19 protein-coding genes are annotated in these 26,416 nt (G+C 62.2%); 9 read left to right on the top strand and 10 right to left on the bottom strand.

Annotation, left to right across the window (positions count from 1 at the left end; genetic code table 11):
- Positions 1-11: 11 nt before the first annotated feature.
- Genes AEB_RS03895 through AEB_RS03880 form a run of 4 tightly spaced genes read right to left on the bottom strand, consistent with a single transcriptional unit; the run spans position 12 to position 2,846 of the window.
- Positions 12-965, bottom strand: coding sequence for a cation diffusion facilitator family transporter (locus AEB_RS03895; protein ID WP_119082026.1), 954 nt, complete (start codon positions 963-965; stop codon positions 12-14).
- Complete coding sequence (locus tag AEB_RS03890; RefSeq protein ID WP_119082025.1) at positions 965-1,846, bottom strand: hypothetical protein; 882 nt, start codon at positions 1,844-1,846, stop codon at positions 965-967. The genes AEB_RS03895 and AEB_RS03890 overlap by 1 nt, the downstream gene beginning before the upstream one ends.
- Positions 1,843-2,469, bottom strand: a complete 627-nt coding sequence (locus AEB_RS03885; protein WP_119082024.1) for a cation diffusion facilitator family transporter — start codon at positions 2,467-2,469, stop codon at positions 1,843-1,845. The genes AEB_RS03890 and AEB_RS03885 overlap by 4 nt, the downstream gene beginning before the upstream one ends.
- The gene (locus tag AEB_RS03880) at positions 2,466-2,846 is read right to left on the bottom strand and encodes an STAS/SEC14 domain-containing protein (RefSeq protein ID WP_119082023.1); all 381 of its coding nucleotides are present in this window, start codon (positions 2,844-2,846) and stop codon (positions 2,466-2,468) included. Before AEB_RS03880 ends, AEB_RS03885 begins: the two co-directional genes overlap by 4 nt.
- A gap of 372 nt (positions 2,847-3,218) precedes the next feature.
- Between AEB_RS03880 and AEB_RS18065 the strand changes: the two genes are divergently transcribed.
- From AEB_RS18065 to AEB_RS03850, 7 genes are all read left to right on the top strand, one after another.
- The gene (locus tag AEB_RS18065) at positions 3,219-3,554 is read left to right on the top strand and encodes a hypothetical protein (RefSeq protein ID WP_145985261.1); all 336 of its coding nucleotides are present in this window, start codon (positions 3,219-3,221) and stop codon (positions 3,552-3,554) included.
- 61 nt (positions 3,555-3,615) lie between these two features.
- Positions 3,616-4,923 (top strand): TolC family protein, encoded by a 1,308-nt coding sequence (locus tag AEB_RS03875; protein ID WP_119082022.1) that lies wholly within the window; start codon positions 3,616-3,618, stop codon positions 4,921-4,923.
- Between the two features lie 220 nt (positions 4,924-5,143).
- Positions 5,144-6,298 (top strand): efflux RND transporter periplasmic adaptor subunit, encoded by a 1,155-nt coding sequence (locus AEB_RS03870; RefSeq protein ID WP_119082021.1) that lies wholly within the window; start codon positions 5,144-5,146, stop codon positions 6,296-6,298.
- Between the two features lie 3 nt (positions 6,299-6,301).
- Positions 6,302-9,547, top strand: a complete 3,246-nt coding sequence (locus AEB_RS03865; protein WP_119082020.1) for an efflux RND transporter permease subunit — start codon at positions 6,302-6,304, stop codon at positions 9,545-9,547.
- 12 nt (positions 9,548-9,559) lie between these two features.
- On the top strand, positions 9,560-9,904 hold the full coding sequence (locus AEB_RS03860; RefSeq protein WP_119082019.1) for a DUF190 domain-containing protein: 345 nt from the start codon (positions 9,560-9,562) through the stop codon (positions 9,902-9,904).
- Between the two features lie 347 nt (positions 9,905-10,251).
- A complete protein-coding gene (locus tag AEB_RS03855; RefSeq protein WP_119082018.1) occupies positions 10,252-10,593 on the top strand; it encodes a hypothetical protein in 342 nt (113 codons plus the stop codon).
- A 299-nt stretch (positions 10,594-10,892) separates the two neighbouring features.
- A complete protein-coding gene (locus AEB_RS03850) occupies positions 10,893-13,385 on the top strand; it encodes a heavy metal translocating P-type ATPase (protein WP_119082017.1) in 2,493 nt (830 codons plus the stop codon).
- Positions 13,386-14,120: 735 nt separating this feature from the next.
- On the opposite strand, the gene dmeF is transcribed toward AEB_RS03850, so the two are convergent.
- The 4 genes from dmeF to AEB_RS03830 form a co-directional block, all read right to left on the bottom strand.
- Complete coding sequence (gene dmeF, locus AEB_RS03845; RefSeq protein WP_119084437.1) at positions 14,121-15,098, bottom strand: CDF family Co(II)/Ni(II) efflux transporter DmeF; 978 nt, start codon at positions 15,096-15,098, stop codon at positions 14,121-14,123.
- A gap of 145 nt (positions 15,099-15,243) precedes the next feature.
- Positions 15,244-16,185: a DUF2493 domain-containing protein gene (locus tag AEB_RS03840; RefSeq protein WP_119082016.1), complete on the bottom strand. Its 942-nt coding sequence runs from the start codon at positions 16,183-16,185 to the stop codon at positions 15,244-15,246.
- Positions 16,186-16,482: 297 nt separating this feature from the next.
- Entirely contained in the window at positions 16,483-16,908 is a 426-nt protein-coding gene (locus AEB_RS03835; RefSeq protein ID WP_119082015.1) for a hypothetical protein, read from the bottom strand.
- Between the two features lie 12 nt (positions 16,909-16,920).
- Positions 16,921-17,856 carry an ArdC family protein gene (locus tag AEB_RS03830; protein WP_119082014.1) on the bottom strand — a complete coding sequence of 312 codons (936 nt, stop codon included), beginning with the start codon at positions 17,854-17,856 and terminating at the stop codon, positions 16,921-16,923.
- A gap of 409 nt (positions 17,857-18,265) precedes the next feature.
- Between AEB_RS03830 and AEB_RS03825 the strand changes: the two genes are divergently transcribed.
- Positions 18,266-19,201, top strand: a complete 936-nt coding sequence (locus AEB_RS03825; protein ID WP_172592992.1) for a cytochrome c oxidase assembly protein — start codon at positions 18,266-18,268, stop codon at positions 19,199-19,201.
- Between the two features lie 126 nt (positions 19,202-19,327).
- Complete coding sequence (locus AEB_RS03820) at positions 19,328-19,972, top strand: methyltransferase domain-containing protein (protein ID WP_119082012.1); 645 nt, start codon at positions 19,328-19,330, stop codon at positions 19,970-19,972.
- A gap of 101 nt (positions 19,973-20,073) precedes the next feature.
- Here the strand turns inward: AEB_RS03820 and AEB_RS03815 are convergent, their stop codons facing one another.
- Together AEB_RS03815 and AEB_RS03810 are read right to left on the bottom strand one after the other, a co-directional pair.
- Positions 20,074-22,041, bottom strand: a complete 1,968-nt coding sequence (locus tag AEB_RS03815; RefSeq protein WP_119082011.1) for a ParB/RepB/Spo0J family partition protein — start codon at positions 22,039-22,041, stop codon at positions 20,074-20,076.
- Positions 22,042-22,144: 103 nt separating this feature from the next.
- On the bottom strand, positions 22,145-26,392 hold the full coding sequence (locus AEB_RS03810) for a strawberry notch family protein (protein ID WP_119082010.1): 4,248 nt from the start codon (positions 26,390-26,392) through the stop codon (positions 22,145-22,147).
- Positions 26,393-26,416: the final 24 nt, after the last annotated feature.

The following is a 26,416-nucleotide window of genomic DNA, read 5'->3' as shown; positions in this document are numbered from 1 at the left end:
GCGGCAAACCGCTAATGTCCTTCACCGTGTGAATGCATGCCAGGAGACGGGTGTTCAGGAATTAGCGCTCGCTCGCACTCGCTTTCCTGACAGGGTTCCAGCGTTGCGTGATGGATATGAAAATCGATTGCGAGATGCTCCTTCACACGGTTCTTCAACGTTTCAAACAGCTTCAGAGTATCGGCCTCGAGAACGACATGCGCTTCAAGCGCGCGTGCATGCTCACCCAGATTCCAGACGTGAACATGATGAACGCTGAGAATGCCGTCCTGATCCTCCAACGCCTTGACGATGCGCTCGAATTCGATCTCGTCTGGCACCGCGCCCATCAGCAGCCGCACAGTCCTCGGCATCAGCGTGACGCCCTGCCAGATGACGTATCCGGCGATAATCAGTGTGATGACCAGATCGGCGACATAAAGGTCGTAGAGCAAGATCAGGATGCCCGCGACGATCACTCCGACCGACGCCAGTGCATCGGAGACGTTGTGCAAGAATGCCGCTTTCATGTTGATGCTGTCATGCGAGCCGCGATAGACGATGAATGCTGTGACCAGGTCGATCACCAGAGCGATGCCGGCCACTCCGATGACCGTCCAGCCCTCGATAGGCTGCGGATCGGCGAAACGGTTGATCGCCTCGACGATCAGGTAGAAGCCAATGATCAAGAGCGTCGTCAGATTTATGAGCGCGGCGACAACCTCGCCCTGCGCGTATCCGAAGGTCATGAGCTTGTCAGCCGGCCTGCGCCCGATCCGGCGGGCGAACCAGGCAAGCCCGAGCGAGGCTGCATCGCTGAAATTGTGCAACGCATCGGCAATGAGCGCCAGCGAACCCGATACAATTCCGCCGACGATCTGCGCGACGGTCAGCAGCATGTTGATCGCTACCGCAAAAATCAGCTGACGATCGCTAAGGTTCTCTTCGCCGTGATTATGCCCGGCGTGGCCGTGAGCTTTTCCCATTATCTTTTTGCCCCGCTTGCCTGTTCGGCGCCCAACGCGCCTGTGGATTGCTCTTTAGGATGCTCCAAACCCGTCTGGGGGATTTCAAATTCCTTGAAAGCTGTCGCGAGCGCCGCAGTGAAAAGCGCGAAGGTTGCGAACCCAACAATAAAAGCGAGGAGCGACTTTCTGTGGTTTTCAGACTTTTCGTCATCGTGCTCGAGCAAGGTCTTGGCCGATGCCGCAAGGAGAAACCCTGCAAGGAAAATCAGGGTCCAAGCCTGGTCAATTGCGTTCCATCCGTGCAAACTCCAGAACACGAGGAGCGCGACGCTAATGAACACCAATGCGAACAGAACCAATATCGCAACCCCGTCCATGCGTCTCAGATCTAGTAGATGATATCCAGCGAAAGTTCGACGAGCCCCAGAAATGTTGACCAGAATCAATGCTGTGGCCACCATAATCGCGGAAGTCGCGGAGGCAGCTGCGGCCGCTCCAAGCACAAGACCGTATCTCATAAGATCAACAATCGCGGCCGCACTGATGGTCCCACCCGATGCTTTTCTGACGTCCCCCGGAACCTTGCAGCTTTTGACCCAGCGATCTTCGATGTAGCGGGAAAGTATGCCGAGCAGCACATAAGCCGCACTGCCGAACAAGAGGAGCAGAGAAACAAGCCAAGGGCGGGAATCCGCCTGCGCAGATGGCATTACCCCAACTGCAACAAGGGCAAAGAGGACGCCCGCCGCGGCGGGCGCAGTTAGGTCGTTCTGGTTCGGTTGATATCGGCTATACTCGGCCCAAACCATCCCAGCGATCAACCCCACACTCGCGAACATCGCCAGAAGCAAGACGTGTGAGAGGTCTTGCGAAGAAAATAGCGATTCGATGAGCGTCAATCTTTGTCCTCGTCGTGAACGGTTCCGCGCTCCTCGTGAGTATCCTGGTGGGCGTCGCGCAAGATATCGATACCGCCATACAGCGCGATACCTGCAACCGCGATGCCGACGACCAGATCGGGCCAATTGGCACCGGTCACCATCACTACGATCCCGGCAACGATGATCCCGCCGTTGGAGACGAAGTCGTTGAAACTGAAAGTCGTCGCTGCACGCAAATTGACGTCCTTGCCTTTCAACTTCTTCAGGAGATAGAGGCACCAGAGATTGATTACGCCGGCCAAGAGCGCCATCCCCATCATCATGAGGCCGCCCGGCTCGGATCCCTCGATAAACCGGCGTATGGCATCAGCGATCACACCGCCGGCGAAAACCAGCAGCATGATGCCAGAAAAGCGTGCGGCCCCGCGCTTCCACTTCTGCGATCGGGTCAAGGCCAGGAGACTAAGCCCGTACACTATGGCGTCGGACGAGTTGTCGAGTCCGTTGGCAATGAGCGCGTTAGAGTCGCCAAGATAACCCGTCACAAAGAAGCCAACCGCAATGGCCACGTTTAGCCAGAGCACGATCCAAAGCGTGCGCCGCTTGTCCGGCGAGCCCAGGTTGAAATCGGCGCCGCTCACGACTTTCGACCCCGGCTTTTGTTGCGCGCCCAAGCTTCAGCCTCGTGCATATCCGCCAGCTCGAAAAACTCCATCTCTCCGAACGGGAAGAGCGAAGCGATGAGATTAGTTCCCCATTTTTCCCACTCCTTCAGGCCGACGATTGCCATTCTCCCAAAGGCGTCATGGTGCCTTGCGTCAAACTTCAGGTCGCGCAACAGACCGCCGACATCCCAACCGGAAAAGTCGGACGCAAGCTCGATGATCATGGGGATCCTACCCGGTTTGCGTCCGGACACGCTTTCGAAGACGGGGACGAAGCGATCAAAGTCCGAGCCCGCAAGTGTTCCGCTTGCCCGTATCCGGACCAGGCCATCGTCTTCGGCTATCTCAAGCATCTTGCTCTCCCGGCTCCGACCTCCGAAGCACCTGCTCTCTCTTAGTCATAGCAGCCGAGCCCTTCCGGACGAAAAATAGAATCGGCGCGCCCATCAGGCGGCGATAGCGAGGGTACTCCGTCATACCGATCAGGCAAAAAACAAAGACTCTTTGCAAGACGACATAGCGGTCTACGGGTACGATAGTTGGCGCCTATTATTGCTTACCTTTCCGAAGGGAATGAGTACAGAGCTGATGGGAATATAAATGTGTGAAAGCAAAAGCCGTATGTGACCGTATATCATACAAGCCGCTGCGGTTCGCAGACAATGATTTGAACACAAATACAGTTTTCTCTTCCCTTGCGCATTCCGCAAGGCTAGGGGGTCCCAATGAAGAGGTTGCTCTCTATCATTGTCAGCCTTTTGCTCGCCTTCGGATTGTCGGCGGGTGCGATGGCGCATGTCGCTGAGTCGGGCCAAAATTCGAGCACGGCGGTCTCGATTGATTGTTGCGAAGGCCTTTCAAAGCAGAAGGACGATGGCCAGTCCGATCCCTCCAAGGCGTCAATAAATTTGCACGGGTGCCACGGTCATCAGATCGGAATTCCGATGATGGCCAATGCAGAATCGGAGCCTGTAGCTGCGTCGAAGCCCGTTCCGGTGCGAAACAGCGTGAGCCTTTCACTGGCCGCCTGCTCTGATATCCTCAGACCACCAATGGCCTGACAACTGATAGCTCGCCCGGTCCTGTGCGGGCGTATTTCGGTTTGTCGGGAGTCCTTGATACATGCATGCCAATTTTGCGGCCGTTATGGCTGCGGCGCTCGTGGCTGCGTCGGCCACATCCGTCGCGGCCCAGGTGGATGATCAGCCGATTGTCGGCCCCCCAGCGCCCTTTGTTCCGCCCTTGGTTCGCACAGAACCTTTGCCCCCCGTCCTTACGCTTGCCCAGGCGCTCGAGGAAGCTGAGGCGCGGTCCCCGGCGGTGGTTGCCGCTCGCGCTGAGGTCGAAGCCGCTCGCGGACGACTGCAACAGGCCGGGCTTCGATTCAATCCTAGCCTGAATGTCGATGTCGAAAACTTTGCAGGCACTGGCCCCTATTCGGGATTCAACGGGACGGAAACCACGGTTTCCGTGAATCAGAGGCTCGATCTCGGCGGAAGACGGCGGGCGCGCATGACGCTCGCCGAAGCCCAACTCGCTGTCCAGGAGTACCGCTTCGCGATTACGCGCGCCGATCTCGGTTTGCAGGTTCGCCATCTCTTTGCCTTGGGCGTAGCTGCGCGTGACAACTTGGCCCTTGCCCGCGAGAATGAGGCAAGGGCACGCGAAGTCTCGCGTGTCGCACGCGCACTTGTCGACGCGGGAAAAGAGCCGCCGCTGCGCGGCTTGCGAGCCAACGCAGCGCTCGCACAAGCAACGGCGGCGCTACGCGCCGCAGAGGCGGAGGAGGAGGCCGCCCGCCGTTCACTTGCAGCGCTTTTCGGAACGGATATACCGCCGGCCGAACTCGCCGGGAGCGATCTCCTCCCTCCGCCTCCCATCGTTAGCGCCTCACAAACACTCGACGTGCGCCTCGCCGAAGCCGAGCGCGCAATCGCCGACGCTCAATTGCGCCAAGCTCGCGCCGAAGGCCGTCTCGATCCGTCTGTCGGCGTCGGCGTGCGGCAGCTTCGCGAAACGGGCGATCGCGCGTTGGTCGCGAGCTTGTCTGTGCCTCTTCCGTTGTTCGATCGCAATCAAGGTAATGTCGCGGCCGCCCGGTCGGACATTCAAGCGGCCGAAGCGCGGCGAAATAGCGTTTTGACCAACACGCAAGCGGCGATTGCAAATGCGCGAGCCGCGCTCGATGCCGCTGATGCCCGCGTCGCGGCTTTGGCAGGCAGCGCCATCAACCAGGCACGCGAAGCCTTGCGACTTGCCGAACTCTCGTACCGGGCCGGCAAGTCCTCGCTGATTGAGCTCCTTGATGCACAACAGGCGTATTCCGAAACGCAGGCTGAGCTCATCGCCGCACGCCGCGCCAGAGCGGAAGCGCAGGCGACCCTGGAACGTCAGGCCGCCGCTGTGGGAGATATGGAGGCAGCGCAATGATCTCTTTCTTCGCGATCGATATTGAGCACACCCCATTGTCTGCGGCTTGCGGGCCAATGACTTGCTTGACCGCACGCAGTCCTGGGCTCGGTTGCAGTTCGCAGCACGCGCAAGGAAACTTTCTCGGTGGAGCTCTTTCGCCGCTTCACATTCTTGCCCTCGCGGCTTCCGGCGCTGGAACTCCTCGCGCGGCCAGGCCCCTGATTTCCGGAGATGTTCAATGATCCAACCCAATAGGCGAATCCTGGGCGGAGCGGGTGCGGTGTTGCTCGTCGCCGCCGGAGCTGTCGCGGTATCGCAATGTACCGCAGACCCTGTCGTTGAAACCGGCAATGAGGAACAGGCCGAGGAAGCGGTCGCTCCTATGGACACTCTTGCGATGACGCCGGACGCGATCCGGGCGGCTAATATTGCTGTGGAGACGGTTCAGTCGGGCGGCCTCGGTTCGGAGGTTCTTGCTCAGGCTACGGTGACCGCTTCGCCGACCGGCGAGGCAATTGTCACGGCCTTGGCCAGTGGGGCTGTGACCCGCGTGTACAAGCGGCTCGGTGATCCGGTCCGCGCTGGCGAGGCGCTCGCCATCGTCCGAAGCCGGGACGCGGCCCAGATCGCAGCCGCGAAGACCGCCGCAGAGGCGCAGGCGGTTCTTGCTCAGCGCAATCTCGCTCGCGAACGGCAACTTTACGAACAGCAGGTATCGGCTCGCGTGGATTATGAGCGGGCGCAAGCCGAAGCTGCTGTCGCGGCCGCCGAGGCCCAGCGCGCGCGGCTTGCGGCCAGGGCAGCCAATGTCACGGGTGATGGCAGCGGCTCAGTCGTTGCCAGTCCCATATCCGGTCGGGTGACCAGCGAAAACGTCAGTCTTGGCGCATACGTCCAACCCGAAACCGAGTTGTTCCGAGTGGCGGACCCGTCGAAGGTGCAAATCGAAGCTGCGGTCGGGCCAACGGATGCGCAGCGGCTCGTTCGGGGCGACCGGGCGGTCGTGGAGTTACCCGATGGACGAACAATCGAGGCACGCGTCCGCGCGATTACGCCCGGTCTTGCCGGGGAAACGCGTTCGGCAACGGCCGTGCTCGACGTTCCGGGAAGCCTCCAGCCAGGGCTGCCGGTGCGGGTCCGCTTGCTGCCGAGCCGCGGCGAGGTGTCGGACGCGATCGTAATTCCCGAGGAGGCGCTTCAGACGCTGGAGGGCCGCGATGTCGTCTTTGTGCGAACCGAGGACGGATTTCGCGCGAACAATGTCACGGTTGCCAGGCGCAGCGCCGGACGCGTGGAAATCGCTTCGGGGCTGAAGACGGGTCAGATGATCGCCACCACGAATGCGTTCCTGCTGAAAGCCGAGCTCGGCAAGGGCGCAGGCGAGGAGGAATAGCTCATGATTGCTCGACTTATCGCACTGTCCGTCCGCGCCCGCTGGATGGTCCTGTTCCTCTTTCTTGCAATCGCTGGCCTCGGCATCTGGCAGCTGACCAAGTTGCCGATCGATGCAGTGCCAGACATCACCAGCAACCAGGTGCAGATCAACACTGTCGATCCGCGTCTGTCGCCGGTCGAAATCGAAAAACTGGTTACCTATCCGGTCGAAATCTCGCTCGCTGGCATTCCAGGACTAGAGACGACGCGCTCGATTTCGCGCAACGGATTTAGCCAGGTTACAGCGATATTCTCGGAATCCACCGACCTTTACTTCGCACGACAGCAGGTCGGAGAGCGGCTAAGACAGGTGACCGAGGACCTCCCCGAAGGTGTGCAGCCGCAAATCGGACCCGTGACAACGGGCCTGGGCGAAGTGGTCATGTACACCGTCGGCTATACCAATCCGGACGGGAAGGGCGCGAAGAAGGTCGCCGGGCAACCTGGCTGGCAACCCGACGGAAGCTATCTCACGCCCGAAGGCGACCTGCTCACCGACGAGGTCGCCAAAGCCGGCTATCTGCGCACCGTGCAGGACTGGATCATCGGACCCCAGCTGAAGGCAGTGCCGGGCGTTGCGGGCGTCGACTCGATCGGCGGCTACGCCAAGACGTTCGTTGTCGAACCCGATCCGACCAAATTAACCAATTTCGGCATCTCCTACAGCGAACTAGGGGAGGCTCTGGAAAAGGCCAATCTTGCCGTAGGTGCCAATTACTACAATCGCGGCGGCGAAGCTTATCTCGTCCGTGTAGATGCGCGTGCACGTTCGGTCGACGAGATCAAGAATGCCGTTGCAGCCACGCGCGGCGGCGTTCCGGTCACGGTCGGCCAGATCGCCAACGTCAAGATCGGCGGCGATCTCCGCACCGGCGCGGGAAGTCTGAACGGTAAGGAGGCGGTGATCGGCACCGTGCTCATGCTGATTGATCAGAACAGCCGGATCGTTGCCGAGAACGTTTCGGCGAGGATCGATCAGGTATCGAAGACGTTGCCGCCGGGCGTAGAAGCCGAAATCGTTCTCGACCGCGCCGAGCTGGTCAGCGCCACCGTGGGAACCGTCGAACGCAATCTCACCGAAGGCGCCCTGCTCGTGGCGGCGTCGCTGTTCCTGCTGCTGGGAAACTGGCGCGCGGCGATCATCGCCGCTCTGGTCATTCCGTTCTCGTTCCTTATGATGGCGATGGGAATGAATTCATTCGGCGTGCCGGGCAACCTCATGAGCCTTGGCGCACTGGACTTCGGCCTCATCGTCGACGGCGCCGTAATCATTATCGAGAACTGTCTCGCGCGACTGGCGCATCGGCAGGAACATGAAGGTCGGCTGCTCTCGCTTCGAGAACGGCTTGAGGAGACAATGCACGCCTCGCAAGAGATGATCAAACCGACGGTATTCGGTCAGGCGATCATCCTTCTTTCCTTCGCGCCGCTCCTCATGTTCACAGGCGTCGAGGGCAAGACCTTCTCGCCCATGGCAATCACCATCATGCTGGCACTCGTCTCCGCATTTATCCTTGCGATCACACTTGTGCCTGCGCTGGTAGCGATCGTCATTCGCGGACGTGTCGCCGAGAAGGAGGTGTGGCTGATCCGCAAGAGCAAGGATCGGTATCTGCCTCTTCTCGACAAGGCGCTTGCACGGCCACTCCCGTTCATCGCCGGGGGCGTCGCTTTCTTTCTGGCGGCCGTTCCGGTCTTCGGGCTGCTTGGGTCGGAGTTCATACCGCAACTCGACGAAAAGAACTTGGCGGTTGCCTCCACCCGGGTGCCTTCGGTCAGTCTCGAACAATCGCTGGCAATGCAGCGCAAGGTCGAGGAAGCGGTCGCTAAGTTGCCGGAAGTGGAACTGATGTTCTCAAAAACGGGGACGGCCGAAGTCGCAACCGACCCGATGCCGCCGAACGTCTCCGATGGTTTTGTTATTCTGAAGCCAGAGGACGAGTGGCCGGATGGCGTCCATACCAAAGGCGATGTAGTTGAACGCATCGAAAAGGCGGCCGGCGCTCAGCTCGGTCAGCTTTATGAAGTCAGTCAGCCGATCGAGCTTCGCTTCAACGAACTGATTTCGGGTGTCCGCGGCGATGTAGCGATCAAACTCTATGGGGACGACCTCGACAAAATGTCGCAGACGGCAAACGAAATGGTGCGGGTGCTGCAGACTATCCCGGGAGCAAGCAGCGTAAAGGCCGATCAGGTCGGCGGTGCGCCCGTGCTCGATGTAAAACTCGATCGCGCAATGATCGCTCGCTACGGCCTGACAGTCCAGGAAGTGGCCGATACTGTAGCCGCAGCTCTCGGAGGGCGCGAATCCGGCCTCCTTTACGAGGGCGATCGGCGCTACGACATCACTGTACGCGTGCCTGACGCAACGCGGGTCAATCTCGATGACATCCGCTCACTTCCTGTGCTTTTGCCTGAAGAATCCGGCGAACTGCGGAAGCAGGTTCCTTTGGCACAGGTGGCGCAGATAAGTCTCACGGAAGGCCTCAACGAAATCAGACGCGAGAACGGCAAGCGCCGTGTCGTCGTGCAGTTGAATCTGGAAGGGCGCGACGCAGGTTCGTTTGTCCAGGAAGCGCAGGCAAAGATTGCTCAGGTAAAGCTGCCTGCTGGATATTATCTGGAATGGGGCGGACAGTTCGAGAGCCTGCAAGCCGCGACATCACGACTTTCAATCGTGGTCCCGCTTGCCTTTGTCGCCATCTTCGTGCTGCTTTTCGTGGCCCTTGGATCGGCCGGACGAGCAACTGCGGTCTTCCTGACCTTGCCGCTGGGCTTGGCCGGCGGGATTTTCACCCTCGCCGTGACCGGTATCAACTTCTCCGTCTCGGCAGCGGTCGGGCTTATTGTGCTGGCCGGTGTTTCGGTTCTTAACGGTCTGGTGGTGATGACCGCTATTCGAGAACGTCAGGAGCACGGGATGCCTTTGATCGAGGCGATCCGGGAAGGCATGGCCGAGAAGATGCGTGCAGTCATCATGACCGGTTTTGTTCCGGCGATCGGCTTCATTCCGATGGCGATCGCTACAGGGACCGGGGCTGAAGTTCAGAAGCCGCTCGCTGTCACGGTCATCGGCGGGTTGATCGCTGCAACCGTCCTCACCCTTCTGGTGTTGCCGTCGATTGCGAAGGTTGTGCTCGGAGCAATCGAAAACCGCCAGCGCAGGAAGGACGAGAATGCCTCGCCCGTTGCACCAGAAACGGCGTGAAGGAGGAAAATCATGCCTGAAACGACAAAGTTGCTGCGTATCTACACCGACGAAGGCGCTTACCTGGGCGACCGCAAGGTACTGGAGGTGATTGCATCGCGCGCGCGCGATGCGGGATTGGCGGGCATCACCGTTCTGGATGCCAGGCTGGGTTTCGGCAGATCGGCGCATATCCATCGGCGTCACGTTTTTGAAAGCGATCGCGCAGTCGTCATCGAGATCGTCGAGAAAGAGCAGAGGCTCCGGACTTTTGTCGATGGCCTCGCAGACATCCCGGACATTGGCTTAATTACCCTCGAAAAGGTAGAAGTCATTGGCGGCAGGGGCCAGAAAACGATTGCGGAAGACCGCGAATGACAGATGCTCTCGCGTTTCGGGCAAAAGATGCCGAACGCAAGACTGCGCGGGCAACATCACGTCGCCTGCCGCAACGAGACCTCCCCTTCGCCTCGCTGGCGGAGGGGAGGACCACCGCTTCCGAACTGTTCGCCTTGTCGCGCACCGCGGCTCCGATCCATCCGAACAGGCATTGCAGACACCTCCTTTACTATGGGTGGTTTCTTCTAATCGGCCCCCGCGCGCGTTTCGGTCCTTCAAGCACTTTGCTGGCCATCGCGTGACCGAGAAGGGCCACGCCGTGGGCGCTTGCCCCCTGTGGCGCCCACGGCGACCAGTTCGTGTCGCAGCCTCAATCGGAGCCCCAGATGATCGATAGGCCGACGAGCGCAATCCTTGGCCTCCTGGCCGCCTTGGCCAGCTCGGGTTGTTCGGCTTCGCCAGAAGACCGTGACCACATCCCCGGCTCCGATCCCGATGCCATCGGACGCCATGTTTATACTTGCAGCGACGGGAAGGCCTATTCCGTCGATGTTTTCGAGGGAGGTCTGATGGTGGATCTCTCTCCGCCAAACGACAAGCCCGTGCGACTTGCAGCGTTTTCGCTAGATTCCACCTATGTCGGCGCCGGCATCAACGTCCGCATTGCTGGTCCGGAAATGGTGATTGAGCGCTCCGACGGACCAGCGCTCAAATGCCGCCGGAGATAGTGAATGATGTTTCTCCTCTCGTCGCCCTCAGCCAATTCGCCTCCTGCGTCGATAAGTAATGAAGCGCGTAGGCAACGAGTAGACGAAAAATACGCCCCAGGCGAACCTTACCGCTCAATCCCGTACATTCGCAAAAAGAGCGCCGCGCCGCCTTCTGCGTGCGGCCACGCTCGACAGCGCTCTTCTTCGCAATTTCCTCGAAGCAGATGCCTTAGCATGACCAGCCCCGTGCAGCAGCCCTACCCCACGCTGACCGGGGCCGGAGCCTTCAGGAATGCGCGACCACATGGAGACGCCAGATGAGCGAAAGGATACGGCTCGACATTCCGGTCGTCCTGCCAGACGTGGGAATTGCGGCGGATCGCTGTATCGCGAGACTGACCGCTCTGCTCGCCGCACACGAGGGCGTGGAGGAAGCGCATCTCAGGAACAGTACCAGCGCCGAAACCCTGCCGCAGCTGTGCGTGCATTACGATCCAGACGCCGTCTCGCTCGCTCGCATTCGCGACATGATCAGTACCGCTGGTGCCACGATTACCGACCAGTTTGGTCATCTTGTCTGGCAAGCTGAAGGGATTTCCCACCAACGCCGGGCAAGAACTGTCGCCGAGACATTGTCCGCATCGCCGGGCGTCGTTGAAGCAGTGGTCAGCGCAGCCGGGATGATCAGGATCGAATTCGATCGCCAAAAAACTTCGGAGGAAGCAATCCGCGCTGAGTTGGATCGCCTCGACGCACCCATAATAACTTCCGAAACCGCGTCAGCGAGTCACGCCCACGATCATAAGCACCGGAAAGGGGACCATTCCAACGACAATGATGCGGAAGGCCATGATCATGCCCATGGGGGCATATTCGGCAGCCAGACCGAACTTATTTTCGCGCTCTTGTGTGGCGGGCTCCTGGCGAGCGGCTTCGCCGCCGAAAAGCTGACCTCTGCTCCGCCCTGGTTTTCGCTCACCTGCTATCTTGCCGCCTATGGTTTCGGTGGGTGGTTCACTTTGCGTGAAGCGATCGACAATCTCCGCCTGAAGCGCTTCGAGATCGATACGTTGATGCTGGTCGCGGCGGCGGGTGCCGGCGCGCTGGGGGCATGGGCCGAAGGCGCGCTACTGCTGTTCCTGTTCAGCCTTGGCCATGCGCTCGAACATTATGCCATGGGCCGGGCCAAACGCGCCATCGAAGCTCTTGCGGAACTCGCGCCCCGCACGGCGATGGTGCGACGCGGCGAAGGTCAGGTCGAGATCCCTGTCGAGGACCTTGTCATCGGCGATACAGTGGTGGTGAAACCCAATGAACGCCTGGCAGCCGACGGCTTCGTGGTGACGGGCCGCTCAAGCGTCAACCAGGCCCCCGTTACCGGCGAAAGCGTTTCGGTCGACAAGGAGCCGGTATCGGACCGGGCGCAAGCGGCGTCGCGGCCAGATACAGTGTCCGCCGAGCATCGTGTGTTCGCCGGCACCATCAATGGCCCGGGCGCAATCGAAATTGCCGTAACCCGGCTTTCCGCCGATACCACTCTGGCCAAAGTGGTACAGATGGTAAGCGAGGCGGAGACGCAGAAATCGCCCACTCAGCGCTTCACCGACCGTTTCGAGCGAGTATTTGTCCCCACCGTTTTGGCGCTGGTGATGGTTCTGCTGTTCGCCTGGACAGTGGTCGATGAGCCGTTCCGTGACAGTTTTTATCGCGCGATGGCTGTGCTCGTGGCGGCCAGCCCTTGTGCACTCGCAATCGCTACACCGAGCGCAGTGCTGTCAGGGGTGGCGCGCGCCGCGCGTGGCGGCGTCCTGATCAAGGGCGGTGGTCCGCTTGAGAATCTCGGATCGCTGACTGCTCTTGCCTTCGATAAGACCGGCACGCTGACCGAGGGCCGACCGCGAATAACGGATATCGTTCCCGCGAGCGGCGTGAGCGAAAGCGATCTCATGAAGATTGCAGTGGCCGTCGAGCGGCTCAGCGATCATCCGCTTGCAGCAGCCATTGTTCGCGACGGCGAACAATTTCTTGGCGGCCAAGATATCCCTGTCGCGAGCGATCTCTCAAGCCTCACCGGCCGAGGCGTACAGGCCAGTGTCGCGGGCAAGATAGTGTTGATTGGCAAGGCCGAGATGTTTGGGCACGATGGATTTCCTGCGCTCTCGTCGCAGTCCGCCCAGACAATCGAGCACCTGCGCGAGCAAGGCCGGACGACAATGGCCGTCCAAATCGGTGACCGGGATCTGGGCATCATCGGTCTTCTGGACACACCGCGGGCTGCAGCCAAGCAAACGATCGCCCGCCTCAAGGCGCTCGGCATTCTCCGGATGATCATGATCTCGGGAGACAACCAGCGCGTTGCCGCTGCCGTCGCTGGTGAAGTCGGTATCGACGAAGCCTGGGGCGACCTGATGCCCGAGGACAAGGTGGCGGCAATTGCCAAGCTTCGCGCCGAAATGCCGGTCGCGATGGTGGGCGATGGCGTAAACGACGCCCCAGCAATGGCTAACGCTACAGTCGGCATCGCCATGGGTGCCGCCGGCTCTGACGTCGCGTTGGAGACTGCCGACGTGGCACTGATGGCCGATGATTTGTCCCACCTGCCCTTTGCGGTGGGCTTGAGTCTTAGCACCCGCTGGGTCATTCGACAGAACCTGGTGGTCAGTCTCGGCGTGGTCGCCTTGCTCGTGCCGGCAACAGTTATGGGGCTCGGCATCGGTCCAGCGGTCATGGCTCATGAAGGATCGACTTTGCTCGTAGTCTTCAACGCACTTCGTTTGCTTGCTTACCGGGACAATGGAGGCGGCAAATGAATAGGTGGGTTGCAAAATGGACCCTGCCCGCTGGCCGTAGCGCCACCACTGGCGAAATTCCGCGGCGTGCACTGGCGTGCACTATCCTACGCCCACCGCACGAACTCCAACCTACAACGGCATGGGCCGGTCTGCGCGCTATCGATGAAGGCGTGCCCATTGCCAAAGGCAGCGACACGCCCCGATGCCGAGCCAACGGCCGATAATTACGAGTTTGTCGTCTGCTCCGTGATAGCTTTTCTACTCTTTTGCGCATCGCCCATGCGAACGCAAACCTCTCCTTCCCGTTTATCGCGGCGAATACGTGAAAAACACCAGCGGTCCGGCCAATGCCATTGTGGAATCCAGGCGCAAAATTGCGCTTCATCGAGGCTGGTTCTTTATCGGCATCATCTCGGTCTATATGGATTTTATGCATGAAAGCCCAATCGGTCGGCTTTCAACTGTCAGCATGTTGAGTTCCTGTGCGGCCTGCTTGCGCGTCTAGAAACCCAGAAGATGGGAACAGTTTTGGGCAAATGCGCGAGCTTCCTGATAAGCTGTTCCAGCGGCATCATGCCAGCACACGCACGGTTCGGCAGGAAGCACCCAAAAGAAGCGGTTTCGTCCGGGTACTTGGATCGCTAAATGCTGGTACTCCGCAAACACATCGCTCAAAGTAAGATCTTACTTTGAGGAATGCGAATTTATGATTTCAAATTCGCAGATGTCGAGAAAGCGCTGACAGATAGGCGATCATGGCACATGTAACCGCGAGTGGCCGACGCAACAACACTGAGTTTCCACAGTTATATGGACATACTCCGTGTGCATCTGGAGACGCCTAGCATATTCCTCTAGCGTCGCCGGGTGCGCGGCGATCACTGAGGCAATCACGGCATATTTGCCCGGCCCGATCCGCCAGATGTGCAGATCACCCACCACGGTATCGCCGTCTTCGAGTGCTTCGCGCACTTCACTGTAGCGTTCCGTCCCCGCGTCGGCATCCACGAGTACCGCCGCCGTGTCGCGCAGCAGCATCCACGACCAGCGCGCAATCACAAGCGCTCCCACGATGCCCATCGCCGCATCCATCCACGCCCACCCCAGATAGCGGCCGGCGAGCAGCGCGGCGATCGCGAGGACAGAGGTCAGGGCGTCGGCCAGGACGTGGAAATAGGCAGACCGCAAGTTGTTGTCGGCGTGCGCATGGTCGTGATCGTTGTGATCATGAGCTTCGTGTCCATGCCCATGTCCATGATCGTGGCCGTGGTGATGGTCGGCTCCGAGCATCCAGGCACTTGCCAGATTCACCAGAAGACCCAGAACCGCGATCCAGATCGCTTCGGTGTAGGCGATCGCCAGCGGACTGAAGATGCGCTGGATCGATTCAACAGCAATGCCGACCGCGAAGATCGCCAGAACCAGCGCGCTGGCAAAACCGGCCAGATCGCCGACCTTGCCCGTGCCGAAGGTGAACCGCGGATTGTCTGCGTGGCGGCGCGCGAACCAGTAAGCGAAAGCCGCAACTCCGAGCGCGCCCGCGTGCGTCGCCATATGAATGCCATCGGCCAGGAGCGCCATCGAGCCGGTCCACAGGCCCGCGGCGATTTCCAGTACCATCATGGCCGCGGTGAGGGCGACCACATACCGAATGCGCTTCTCGTGCGCGTCGTGCGAGGCGCTGAGGAAATTGTGGTCGTGGCTCAGTGGATTGGGATCGGAATGATGCATCTGCCCGCCATAGACGCGCGCGGGTTGCAGGCCAATCTCGAGTTCGCATGACACATCGCCTGCCGCGGGGATCCCCTGCAGTGTCGTTGAGGAACTGGCGCACCAGCGCCCGGATTGGTGCTGGTGCGCCAGGGAAGCCGAATAGTCAGCGATCCGATTTCGAGACGCTCCCGGTCAGACCGCGCCGATCGACGACGGTGATACGTCGCGCCTTGGCCTCGATCACGAGCCGCTCGAGTACGCCGTTGCCGGGGAACGCGATCACATAGCGCGGTTCGAGCTTGAGCATCTGCTCGTTGCGCTTGAACCCGGCGCGGGCGCCTAGCCTTCTGTCGAGCGCGAACACCAGCTGCTGGACATCGTGACGCTCGGCCCAGCTCGCGGCGATCCGGTCGACGCCCTTGCTGTCGCCGCCGTGCACGACGAACAGGTCCGGGACCCGGTCGCGCACCTTGTCCAACGTGGCCCATACATTTGCGGCGAACGCCTTGGCTTCGTCGGTCGTGGGAAAGGACGATCGGCCGCCAGCGAAGACGACCGGCGTGCCTTCGGGCGTATGGGCCGCGCGGCGACGCTCGGCGCGAACCCGCAGAAAATCTCGGGCATTGATGACTGCGGAGGTAACCTGGGCGGAGTGGTTGGACCGGGAGCCGGTCATGGGACGCCAGGACGTTCCGATCTCGTCGAGATAGAGAGCAGCAGCGGTTTCGCGCATCCGTTCGAAGGCGATCATGGTCGCTTCGGCCGCCTGCGCGCGCTCGACCTGCTCCTCGAGATTGCTCGAATGGACTTCCGATCCGTCGGCACAGGCGAGCAAGGCGCGAATTTCGTCGCTCGCCCGGTCGAGTTGGGACGACTTCCGGCTGGCGGCGCGGTGGAAGAGATTGACGAAGCCCCAGGCGAAATCCTCGGCATCGGCTTCGAGAGCGGTGTCGGCGAACATCGCGAAGAGGTCCGACCAGGCCCCGGCAAGCGTCTGGTCGATCGCGTCGTCGCAGGGAAAATCGGTCTTGTCGAAAGGCGCGGGCTTGATGCTTAAGCCGGACAGGTCGAGGCCGGCGAGCTGTTGGGTGAAGCTGTCATACATGGTTCGATCTCCTGATCTGTTCGGAGGATCGGAGACGGTCCCTGATGGCCCCGGTCCGATCCGCCGGAGCCCGATCAGGGCCGGGACAAGGAGAAAGGCGCACCGCGGGAGCGGGGAACCTGCGGCCCTAGGCTGGCGCGGGCCACACGGGCCGACGGGCCGCAGGTTGCGCCTTGACCCGACCGGCCCAGGGCCTCTCCCGGCGGACGGGCCGGAGCCGAATGATCGGCATCCTTTTTGAAAAAGGATCGGGAGCGAGAATTTCAGCGGCGGAGGCACAGCGGCGAGGCACCGACCTCACAGTGAGGCGTCGCCGCGCCTGAAGATTGCTTCTCCGTTCGAGAAGCGTCCGACCATATGCAGCTCGCCGAACAGTTCGATGAACCTATCCGACACCTGTTCGAGCCATCGCCGCGCGCGTCCCGATCTCGGGTGCCGCCAGTCGGCGTCCCGATACGGGCCGTCATCGCGCTCGACGAGCCAGATGGCGGCAAGTCCGCCATAGGTCGAAACGCCGCAATCGGCGAAGGCGTTGCGCAGCACGATGCGGTCTTCGCGCCCGCGCCAGCCCTCGAAAGGCTCGAGCGACGGAAAGGTGCTTCGGGCGGTTTCGACGATATCGTCGATAAGGCAGTGATAGGCCCACGCCGCGTCGTCCTGCGTCTCGCCGACCAGACGAAACGCGACGATGGCCCCGTTCGGGTAGCTGACAGACCGTCCCATGGCGCCTCTCCCTCAGGCCGCCGCATCGAACCGGCCGGCTTCATCGGACGACGACCGCTCTTCGATACCGCCAAGGCGCATGAGCAGACTGGCGGCTTCCTCGGCCTTCGCGGCGGCGGTGAGGATGGCCCGGTCGTCGGATTTCAGCAGCTCAAGCCAGGACGCGATGTAGCTCGCATGATGATCGAGATGAGCGACCGGGAGGCCCAGTTCGGCCCCCAGAATTGCCGAGGACAATTCGGCGACGAGCTCCTCGGCGGCGTAGGCTGCGCTGCCGAACCGGTTCTTCAGATCGCGATCGAGCCGCGATGCGTGTCCCGTCCAGTGGGAGAGTTCATGCGCGAGCGTGGCATAATAATGGTCGTAGGTGTCGAACAACCCGGTCGGCGGCATCGTGATCCGATCGAATCTCGGTTCGTAGCAGGCCTCGCAGCCGTGATGGCGCACGGTCGCGCCGACCGCTGCGAAGAAGCGGTCGAGCCGCTCAAGTCGCCCCTCCGGCTCGACCGGCGCGAGGAGGTGTTCGGGATGGTACAGGGACGGGAGGCCATCGCACTGCTCGGCGTTGAAGACCGCATAGGCCTTGAGAACACGGCGGGTTTCGGTGTCGTTTTCACCGTCAGGACCTTCGACCTCCTTCCGGTAGGCCTTGTAGAAGATCGCGATCGTCGAGGTCTCACCCTTGCGAACCTGGCCGCCCAGCGCCTGGCATTGGCGATAGGTCATCCAGTATGGCGAAGCGTAGCCGGCCGCGTCGGCCATGAGCCACAGCCAGAAGGTGTTCATGCCCCGATAGGGGGTTCCACATGCCCGCAAGGGCCGCGCGACCGGCAGGCCGCGCCACGGCCTGATCCAGGGCCTGGTACCCTGCTCGAGCTTTGCGATGATGGTTGCCGTGATGCGGTGTGCGGGAGATCGGGCTGCGGCCGAGCGCCTGGAACCGGACATGTCTGTTCTCCTTGTCGGCGGGACGGGTGTGTCCCGGGTCAAGGGTCCAAAAGCCTCTCTTTCCTCACCGTCTTGCGGCCGCGGCTCCCCAGCCCGGGGGCGCAGGACCATGCCCACCGCTTGCGCAAGACCCCGCCCCGCAAGTGCACGAAGGGGGTGACAGAAACGTCGAGAAGGGCTAACGGCACCGCGCAATGCTTCGCTGTATGGCGTCTCGCCGCGCTCCAGCGCCTATTGTTCGGTGGCCGTCTTGCTGGGATTCCCGACCATCGCGGATGACGGCGCACCTGATGATGGGCGCGCCAGCCGGACCACTGCACGCTGTACGAGCGCTTCGGGATCGATCACGTGACCTTGCAGGCCTTACCGTCGAGGAACTGATGCAGTGACAGGCCTTGGCCCGCTTACGGTGGTCACGCTGCTCGCGGTTCCGGCCTTCGGCATCGCCTACGCAAGAGGCCGCAAGGAGCATGGCCGGGGTTGGCGCGACTTCACTTTTGCGGCCGGCCTCATCATTGCGTTGGCATCGTCGACCTGGCCTCTCGAACACCTGGCACGGCACCACTTCGACCTCCATCAAGCAATGTTCCTCGGCCTGCGGATCGCCGGCCCGATGCTGATCGCGCTCTCCCATCCGGCGGGCACACTGCTGCGCGGAACGCCCCGGGGCGTTCGCGGGGCTCTCATTGCCCCGGCGCTCCGGAACCGGACGGTACGCGAGGGCTGGCGCCTCGTTCGCATGCCTCCGGCAGCGCTCGGCCTCTATCTCGGCACATTGTTCGCCTGGTCGGTCCCGGCCTGGCAGGACGCGGCGCTGCTCATGCCCGCCATCGCGCTGCTGCTCCATCTCAGCATGTTTCTCGCCGGCATGGTTTTCTGGACAAGGATTTTCGACCGCCGGCCCGCGCCGCACGGGCTGCGACACGGCGTGCGCCTCATGATGCTGTGGCTGGCCATTTTGGGCCAGATCCTGGTGGGTTCGGCGACCACCCTCAAGTCCGTCCCGTGGTATCCTGGCTATGCCGCGGTTCCGGTACCGATCCTCGACCTGATGCGAGACGAGATGGTCGGTGGCTTCCTGCTGTGGATTCCCAGCAGCCTCGTAACCCTGCTGGGCCTGATCGCCGTGGTCGATATGTGGGGACGCCACGAAACCCGGATGGATGCGCGTCGCACCGCGTGGTCGCCCTCGAACTCCGCCATCCTGCTTTACCCCACCAGCTCGGAGGGTCTGCGGACGATGGCTCAACCCAAAAACCGCGTTCTGGCACTCTCCATGGCGCTGTTCGCCCTGTTCATTCTTTCGGCAACGCTGCTCGTGGGGCTGGGCTATCGCTATCTGTGACTTCGGCGCGAAAATACCCGATTGGGAGGGAAGCAAGGCCCGTCGCAGAGCTTGGCTCGCCCAAGAGCATGGCCGCCAGAGAACCCACCAGGCGAGGCGACTGGCGGCACGAAAGGGAAGCTTAGCGTGACAATCCTCGACAAGCCGGCAGCTCGAGATCTCTATGACCGCATAGCGCAGCGCTATGACGGCTGGCTGATCACCTTCCGCCTGCTCGGCCTGGACCGGTGGCGGCGGAGTTTGGTCGATGCTCTGGATATTGCTCCCCGCGACGAGGTCGTCGACCTGTGCTGCGGTACGGGTGAGAACCTCGCCCTCCTGGCCGCTGCGGTGGGGCCAGGCGGGCGCGTCGTCGGCATCGATTTGTCCGAAGGCATGCTCGATCGGGCGCGAACGAAGGTCGTCTCGGCACGCCTCGAAAACGTGGAATTGATCCGCGGCGATGTCGAAAGCTTCGAAGTCCCTCGCACCGCGTCTGTCGTGCTTTCGACCTTTGGCCTGGAAATGGTCCCGCGGTACGACGATGTGATACGGCGATGCGCACGTGATCTTCGCTCGGGCAGCCGGTTCGGTCTGCTCGGCGTCAAGTTTCCCGAACGCTGGCCCGACCTGCTGGTTACCGCGCTCGAGCCATTGGTTCGGCGCTTCGGCGCGACGCGCGAATATCGCGAATTCAGGCCCTGGGTATCGGCCGCGACACACATGAATCAGCTGTCGTATGCGGAACATCTCGCAGGCGCAGTGTATTCGAGCGTTGCGGCCACGAGATGACGAGCTTCGTTGCGGCGTCAAGGTTTGAAGCACGAGGAATGGCGGTCCGTCCCCGAAGGAACGGACCGCCCGCCGAGCGACCATAGCCTGTCAGGAGGGGGTCAGGCGGCCTGCTCGGCGATCACCGCTTGGTGTCCGGCGTCCTGCTCGAGTTGGGCGCCCGGAGGTGTGTCGTCGAGGTCCGAAAATCGCATCATCTGCGGCACCCATGCAAGCGCGCGCTCCTTGGTGCCGGCTTCGCCTATGAAATCGCCCGAGAAGATGCGTTCGGCGGCACTTGCCAGCTCGGCCTTCTTCGAGCCCGCGTATCGGCTGACCAGCTCCGGCCCTCCTACAGCGTCCAGCGCCTCGAGCGTGCGGGCCTTGGCCACGCGATCGAAGTAGTTGGCGGCGGTGGGACGCCACCAGTGCGCGGTCTCCACTTCGAGCAGACCACCCAGTACCTCGTGCAGGGGCACCGAGCGTTCGCCTTCGCATGCCAAACTCGCAATCAGGGTTCGCGAAACGACATGCCCGAGCCAGGCCGAGCGCGCTTCGTCGGAAAGCCCTCGAAACGTCTCGAACCGCTCGACTTGGCTTGTCCCCGAACGCCAGCTTTCGTCCAGCGCTCCGGCGAACTCGGCTAGCGCAGCGCTCGCCGGCGCGTCCTTGGCCTCGAATCCGGCAATCGGACCCGAAGCGTCGGATCCGACAAGCGTCGATGCCTTCTTCGCGCGCCAGTCGTGCCCGTCCGCATCGGCGAGCGTGAAGACCATGAAGTCCAGCGCAAGCGCGGGGTCGTTGGCGAGGTGAATGGCGAGGATGTCACGGCGCTGCATGGCAAGCTCGTCGAGCAGGCGCTGCGAGAGCGAACTGCCCTTGGGCTTCGTCCCACCGCTCTCCTCAACGGCCTCGATCGCGCCATCGTCGTCGGTAGTAACCTCCGTCTCGGTGTAATACTGCGGGGCCAATGACGGCTCGCCGTTGCGCGAGAGCACGAGAAAGGCACCGGCCTCGGCCTTCAGTTCCTCGGCAAGAACCGGGGGGCGATCGTTAAGCACGCGCATGGCGCGGTCAATCGCCACCAGTTCCTGTTCGGCCTTGGCGACCTCGTCTTCGTCGCTGTCCTCGTCTTCGAGCACGGCGGCGACGCGGTCGTAATCGGCCTCGAGTTCGGCAAGTTCCTGCGTTTCCTGTTCGGTCAGCGGAGCAGGCTCGCACGGCAAGCGACTGAGACCTTCGACGAGATCATGGCTGACATAATTGCCAAGCGTCGGCCGCACCCAGGCGATGCCGTATTCCTCGGCTGTCCGGGCAGCGGCTTCTTCCATGGCCTTGTGCGCGAGGTCCTCGAGCAGCGCGATATCGATCCAGCTCTCGCTGGCGTCATCGTCGAACAGTTCGCGCTCGATCCGGCCACCCGCGGCGAGATAGGCATCGCGTCCGACGAGAACGGCCCGAGGATCGGAACCGCGCACCGTGGCATCGAGCACCATGCGGCGGATCGTGTCGGGGGTGATCTGGTACCAGGCATCCTGCAGCTCGGCATGGACATGCGCCTGGCGCTCGATGTCGGAGATCGCGCCATAGGCCTTGGCCATGTCGAGCGTGATCGCGCCCTCGGCGAGCGCTTCGAAGACGCAGGGAGCAAGGCTTGCCAGGCGCAGGCGCCCTTCGACGAAACGGACGGTGAGACCGAAGCGACGCGCCACGTCTTCAGGGCTCGCCCCCGCCTCGATGATAGCGGCGAAGGCCTGCGCCTCATCGGCCGGGTTCATCGCGAGGCGCTGGAAGTTCTCGGCCAGGCTTGCTTCGCGCACTTCGCTTTCCTCGCCTTCGATGACCAGGCAGGTGACTTCGTGCGCTGCGGGCAGCGTGCCTTCTTCGGCCAGCGCCTGCAGAGCGGCGAGACGGCGGCCGCCGGCTTCGACCTCGAACTTGCCGCGCTTGGCCTTGCGCACGACGAGGTTCTGGAGCAGGCCGCGCGCGGCGATGTCTGCTCTTAGCTGGAGGTCGGCCAGGTCATCTGTCGACTTGCGAACATTGCGCGGGCTCGTGACGAGCTTCTTCAAGGGAATCGACTGGATCATGGGTGTTCTCCTGATGGAATGAAGGCGCAGGTGAGGATCACGAGGCCCACAAGCCCAAAGGGCTCCCTCCACTCTCATTGTGGAATTGGGTCCGCCCGATGGATCAGGCGGCAAGCGCGGGGAGGACCGACGACGCTCTCGACACTGGTACGAAGAGCCGCGTGCGGTAACGGATGATCTCGGTGAAACAGCCCTTGGCCTTGTACCACTCGAGCCGCTCGGGCGCGTAGCCGGTGAGCTCGAGCCGCTGCTCACCGCCGACGAGCGACCGCTTGACCATCAGCGCGTCATGACTGGCGAGCGGCTGGGGCGTGCCGCTTGTCAGAACCAGCTTCCCGACTTCGTCGGGAGCGGGACCGGTCACCCCCGCCAGACCGAACGTCTCGGCGATCTTGGCAAGGTCGATATCGAGAACTTCGCGGCCGATGATCGACTGGCCATCCTCGGCAACGAGCCGGGTGACCCGGACGTGATCGCCCGGCAGGCGCTTCCAGACCGGCAACAGAAGCCCCGTGGCGAGATGCACGCGTTCGGTGACCGGAGAAGCCGCAGCTTCCTCCTCCTCGATCCGCCAGCGCTTGGTGAATTCGGCGACGCCGGTTTCCTCCCACAGGCTTTCGCCGAGCGCGTCGAGTGTCCAGTTGGCCGATTTGAGCGGACGAAGCAGGCGGCGCCGTTCGATCACCGCGCCATCATCAGAAATAAGACGCCTTGCGGAGACCGACAGGGCGATCCTTCCCGAGCGCGCATTGCGCAGGGGAATGGCGTGCGGGCTTCCGATCTCGTGCATGCGCACGAGCCGCTCTAGCCGCAAGGGCCGAAGGTGCCGCTTTACCTCGAGCGAGACGAGGCGGGTTTGTGCACCGGTGACAGGATCGGTGCGCAGCAACTCGTCCGCAAGAATCTCGAAGCTGTCGACACGAACGGTTTCCAGACCGAGATCGAGCGTTCCCGCTTCGCGCGCGGCTTCGATGCGCGCTTCAACCAGTCCCAGATATTCATCGAAAATGGCGTTCTGGAGGGCGATGGGCAGCGCCAGGATACGGTTGAGCCACCGCTGGATGGTCGGCAGATTGTCGGTCAGCCCGCCATCGGGGTTTTCGAGCCGGAGGCCGGTCCGCTCGACGAAGTCTCCGAAACGCGTCGCCTCGAGCTTGCCGTCATAAAGCAACTGGAACCAGCGGGTGAGCGCATCCTTGGCATATTCGCTTTCGAGATTGTCGGCGGGGTCGAACAGGTTCTGGCCGCCGGTCTGACGCTGGCCGCGCGTGAGCGCACCCAATGCATCGAGCCTGCGCGCTATGGTAGAGATGAAGCGGCGTTCGCCCTTCACATCGGTGGTCACGGGACGGAATAACGGTGCCGAGGCCTGATTGGTGCGGTTGGTGCGCCCGAGACCCTGGATCGCGTTGTCGGCGCGCCACCCCGGTTCAAGCAGGAAATGAACCCGACGCTGCTGATTTTTCGCGTCGAGATCGGCATGGTAGGAGCGCCCTGTTCCTCCCGCGTCCGAAAAGACCAGGATGCGCTTGGTTCCTTCCATGAAGCTTTGCGCTTCGGCGACATTGGCACTGGGGCTTCGTCGTTCGAGGCGCTGTTGACCGTCGCGCCCCATGACGAGTCGCCGCGTCCGGCCCGTGACTTCGGCCACCGCTTCGGTCCCGAAATGCTCGATGATTGCATCGAGCGCGGTTGCGATCGGCGGCAGGGCGCAGAGCTGTTCGATCAGCGCATCGCGCGCAGCGATGGCACGCGGGCAGAAGACGGGATTGCCATCGTCGTCGCTCATCGCCTCGGAGCGAAGACTTCCGTCTTCGTCGGTGAAGACCTGCATCAGGCGCACAGGAAAGCTCTTGGCGAGATAGTCGATCACATATTCGCGCGGGGACAGGTCGATATCGAGCGCTTCGCGTTCCTCGTCGGAAAGGTCGGCAAGGCGCCGATCAAGCATGGCCTCGGCGGTCGAGACCAGTTGTACGACGACCGAATGCGCCTCGCCGAGTGCTTCCTCCATGGCCGGGATCAGGCTCGGCAGTTTCATCGAAAGCAGGAGCTGCGCGAAGAAGCGTTGCTTGGTGCCTTCGAAGATCGAGAGCGCTGCGGCCTTGGCATTGCGGTTGAGCGTATCGCCGCTGTCCTCGTCGACCACGCGCGTCGCCTCGAGCGCTTCGTCGAGATTGCGGTGGATGATCGCCCAAGCGTCGGCATAGGCGTCATAGATGCGGATCTGCGCCTCGGTCAGCCGATGTTCGAGTATATCGTACTCGACCCCGGCAAACGACAATGCGCGGGCGAGGTAGAGGCCCTGTGCCTTGAGGTCACGGGCGACGAGTTCCATCGCCGCCACACCCCCGGCCCGAATATCGGTCATGAACGCCTCGTGGGTCGGGAAAGCGGTTTCCGGTCCCCACAGGCCCAGGCGTGCAGTGTAGCCGAGGTTGGCGATATCCGACGCACCGGTTGCCGAGGCATAAAGAACGCGGGCACGCGGCAAGGTGTTCTGGAGCCTGAGGCCGGCCATGCCCTGCTCGGAGCCCTTGACCTTGCCGCGTGTGCCCGATGAGCCGAGCGCATTGGCCATGGCATGTGCCTCGTCGAAAGCTATCACGCCCTCGAACGTATCTCTTGCCCAGGCGCGGATTTGGTCGAGCCGCGTGTCTTCGGCGCGACCGGAGCGCAGGGTGGGATAGGTGACGAACAGGATGCCTTCGGGCAGCGTCACGGGGTGTCCGAGCTTCCAGCGCGAGAGTGGCTGGATATCGAGCGCCATTCCGCCGAGCGCTTCCCAGTCGCGGCGCGCATCCTCCAGCAGCGCCTCGTTCTTGGTGATCCAGATATGGCGTCGCTCGCCGGACAGCCAGCGGTCCATGATCAGGGCGGCGATCTGCCTTCCCTTGCCGGCTCCGGTCCCGTCACCGAGGAAAAAGCCCTGACGGTAGGATTGACCGTCGCCGGATAACTCCAGCATCGTCCCTTGCTGGTTAGGCCGGAAATGCCCGGGAAGGTCGCGCGCGAATGCCTGGGCCGCATAGACGAGCGTCTCGCACTGTGCGTCGGACAGCAAACCGGCTGACTGCCAACCTGCTGGTAGCATCGGGCGCACTTCGGGCCGAGGGGCCGCGACCGAGCCCATGGCAACCGATTCCACGAGCGGCGTGGGATGCGCCGGTGTATCGGCGAATGCGATGCGGCTGGGCCGGTAGGGCAGGTAGATTCCTGTCTGCTCGGGCACGGGCGCAGGCTCCGCAAGCACGGAATAGGCCAGTTCTATCGCCGCGGTGCCGTAGGTTGCTTTCGATGCAAACGGCGCCGACGGTCGGATCGGCGCGCGCTGCTTCGTGGCCCTGGCCCCGAAACGCACGGGCTTGCGTGCGGGAAGACGGTGAAGGCTCGCGGATGCGCAGGCGCGAGCCGGAAGCTTTGCCAGTAAGGCATGGAGTTCGATCAGGCGGCGCGTATCGCCTTCAATCGGCGGGACCGACCCGGTCGGAAGCTTGTCGAACACGACCATACGCACGGCGATCCCCGTGCCGGTCCGCACAAACATTTGCTGCAACCGGACATCGAGAAGTAACGAGGCGTCGCCGTGGGTCTTGGCGAAGGGCGTAGCGTCGAAACGTTCGGGCATGATCGCGACGATCCTGCCGCCAGCGGCGGAAGCCCGGATCGCGCTGCGCAAATGACGCCGCGCGGTATCACCATCCTGGCCGCGCTCGTGGCTGCGCGCGAACGGCGGGTTCATCATGATGACCGATGGATCCGGCCCGCGATGCAGGTCGGCGATCAGTTCGCCATCATGTGCACTGACCGGAGTTCCGGGAAAGATGCGCCTCAGGCCAGCGCGCCTGTCGGCAGCGATCTCGTTGAGAGCGAGTGACTTCGCACAGCCGTCCGCCCAGATCGCGAGGGCACCGTTGCCGGCGGACGGTTCGAGCACGATGTCCCGGCTGGAGAGGTCCGCCGCCTTCGCCATCAGCCAGGCCAGCATCGGCGGGGTCGAGAATTGCTGCAGCTCGACCTGGGCCTCGCTGCGAACGTGGCGGGGCGGTAACGCTGCCTCGAGCCAGTCGAAGCGCGCTTCTGCTTCATGCACCCCACTCACAAGGTCTATGCGTGACGATTCACGAAGCCAGAGCAGAGCGCCGATTTCGACCGCATTATTGTAGTCGTCGATGGTCCAGGCACTTCCCCAATCCTGGACGCCGGTTTCTTCGGCGAACAGGCCCGAAATATCGGCGCGGGCAAGGTGACGTCCTGATGCGAGCTCCTCGGCAATCCTGGCACCGATGGCGTATGCCAGAGGCACTGAAAGGGACTGCTCGCTGGCGGGAAACAAGTCTGACTGGTACATGGCTGTTCGTCCTCCTGATTGAGG

This window comes from Altererythrobacter sp. B11 (assembly GCF_003569745.1).
Taxonomy (GTDB): domain Bacteria; phylum Pseudomonadota; class Alphaproteobacteria; order Sphingomonadales; family Sphingomonadaceae; genus Croceibacterium_C.
Note: the sequence above shows the minus strand (reverse complement) of the source record. Positions and strands in the feature narration are given on the sequence as shown.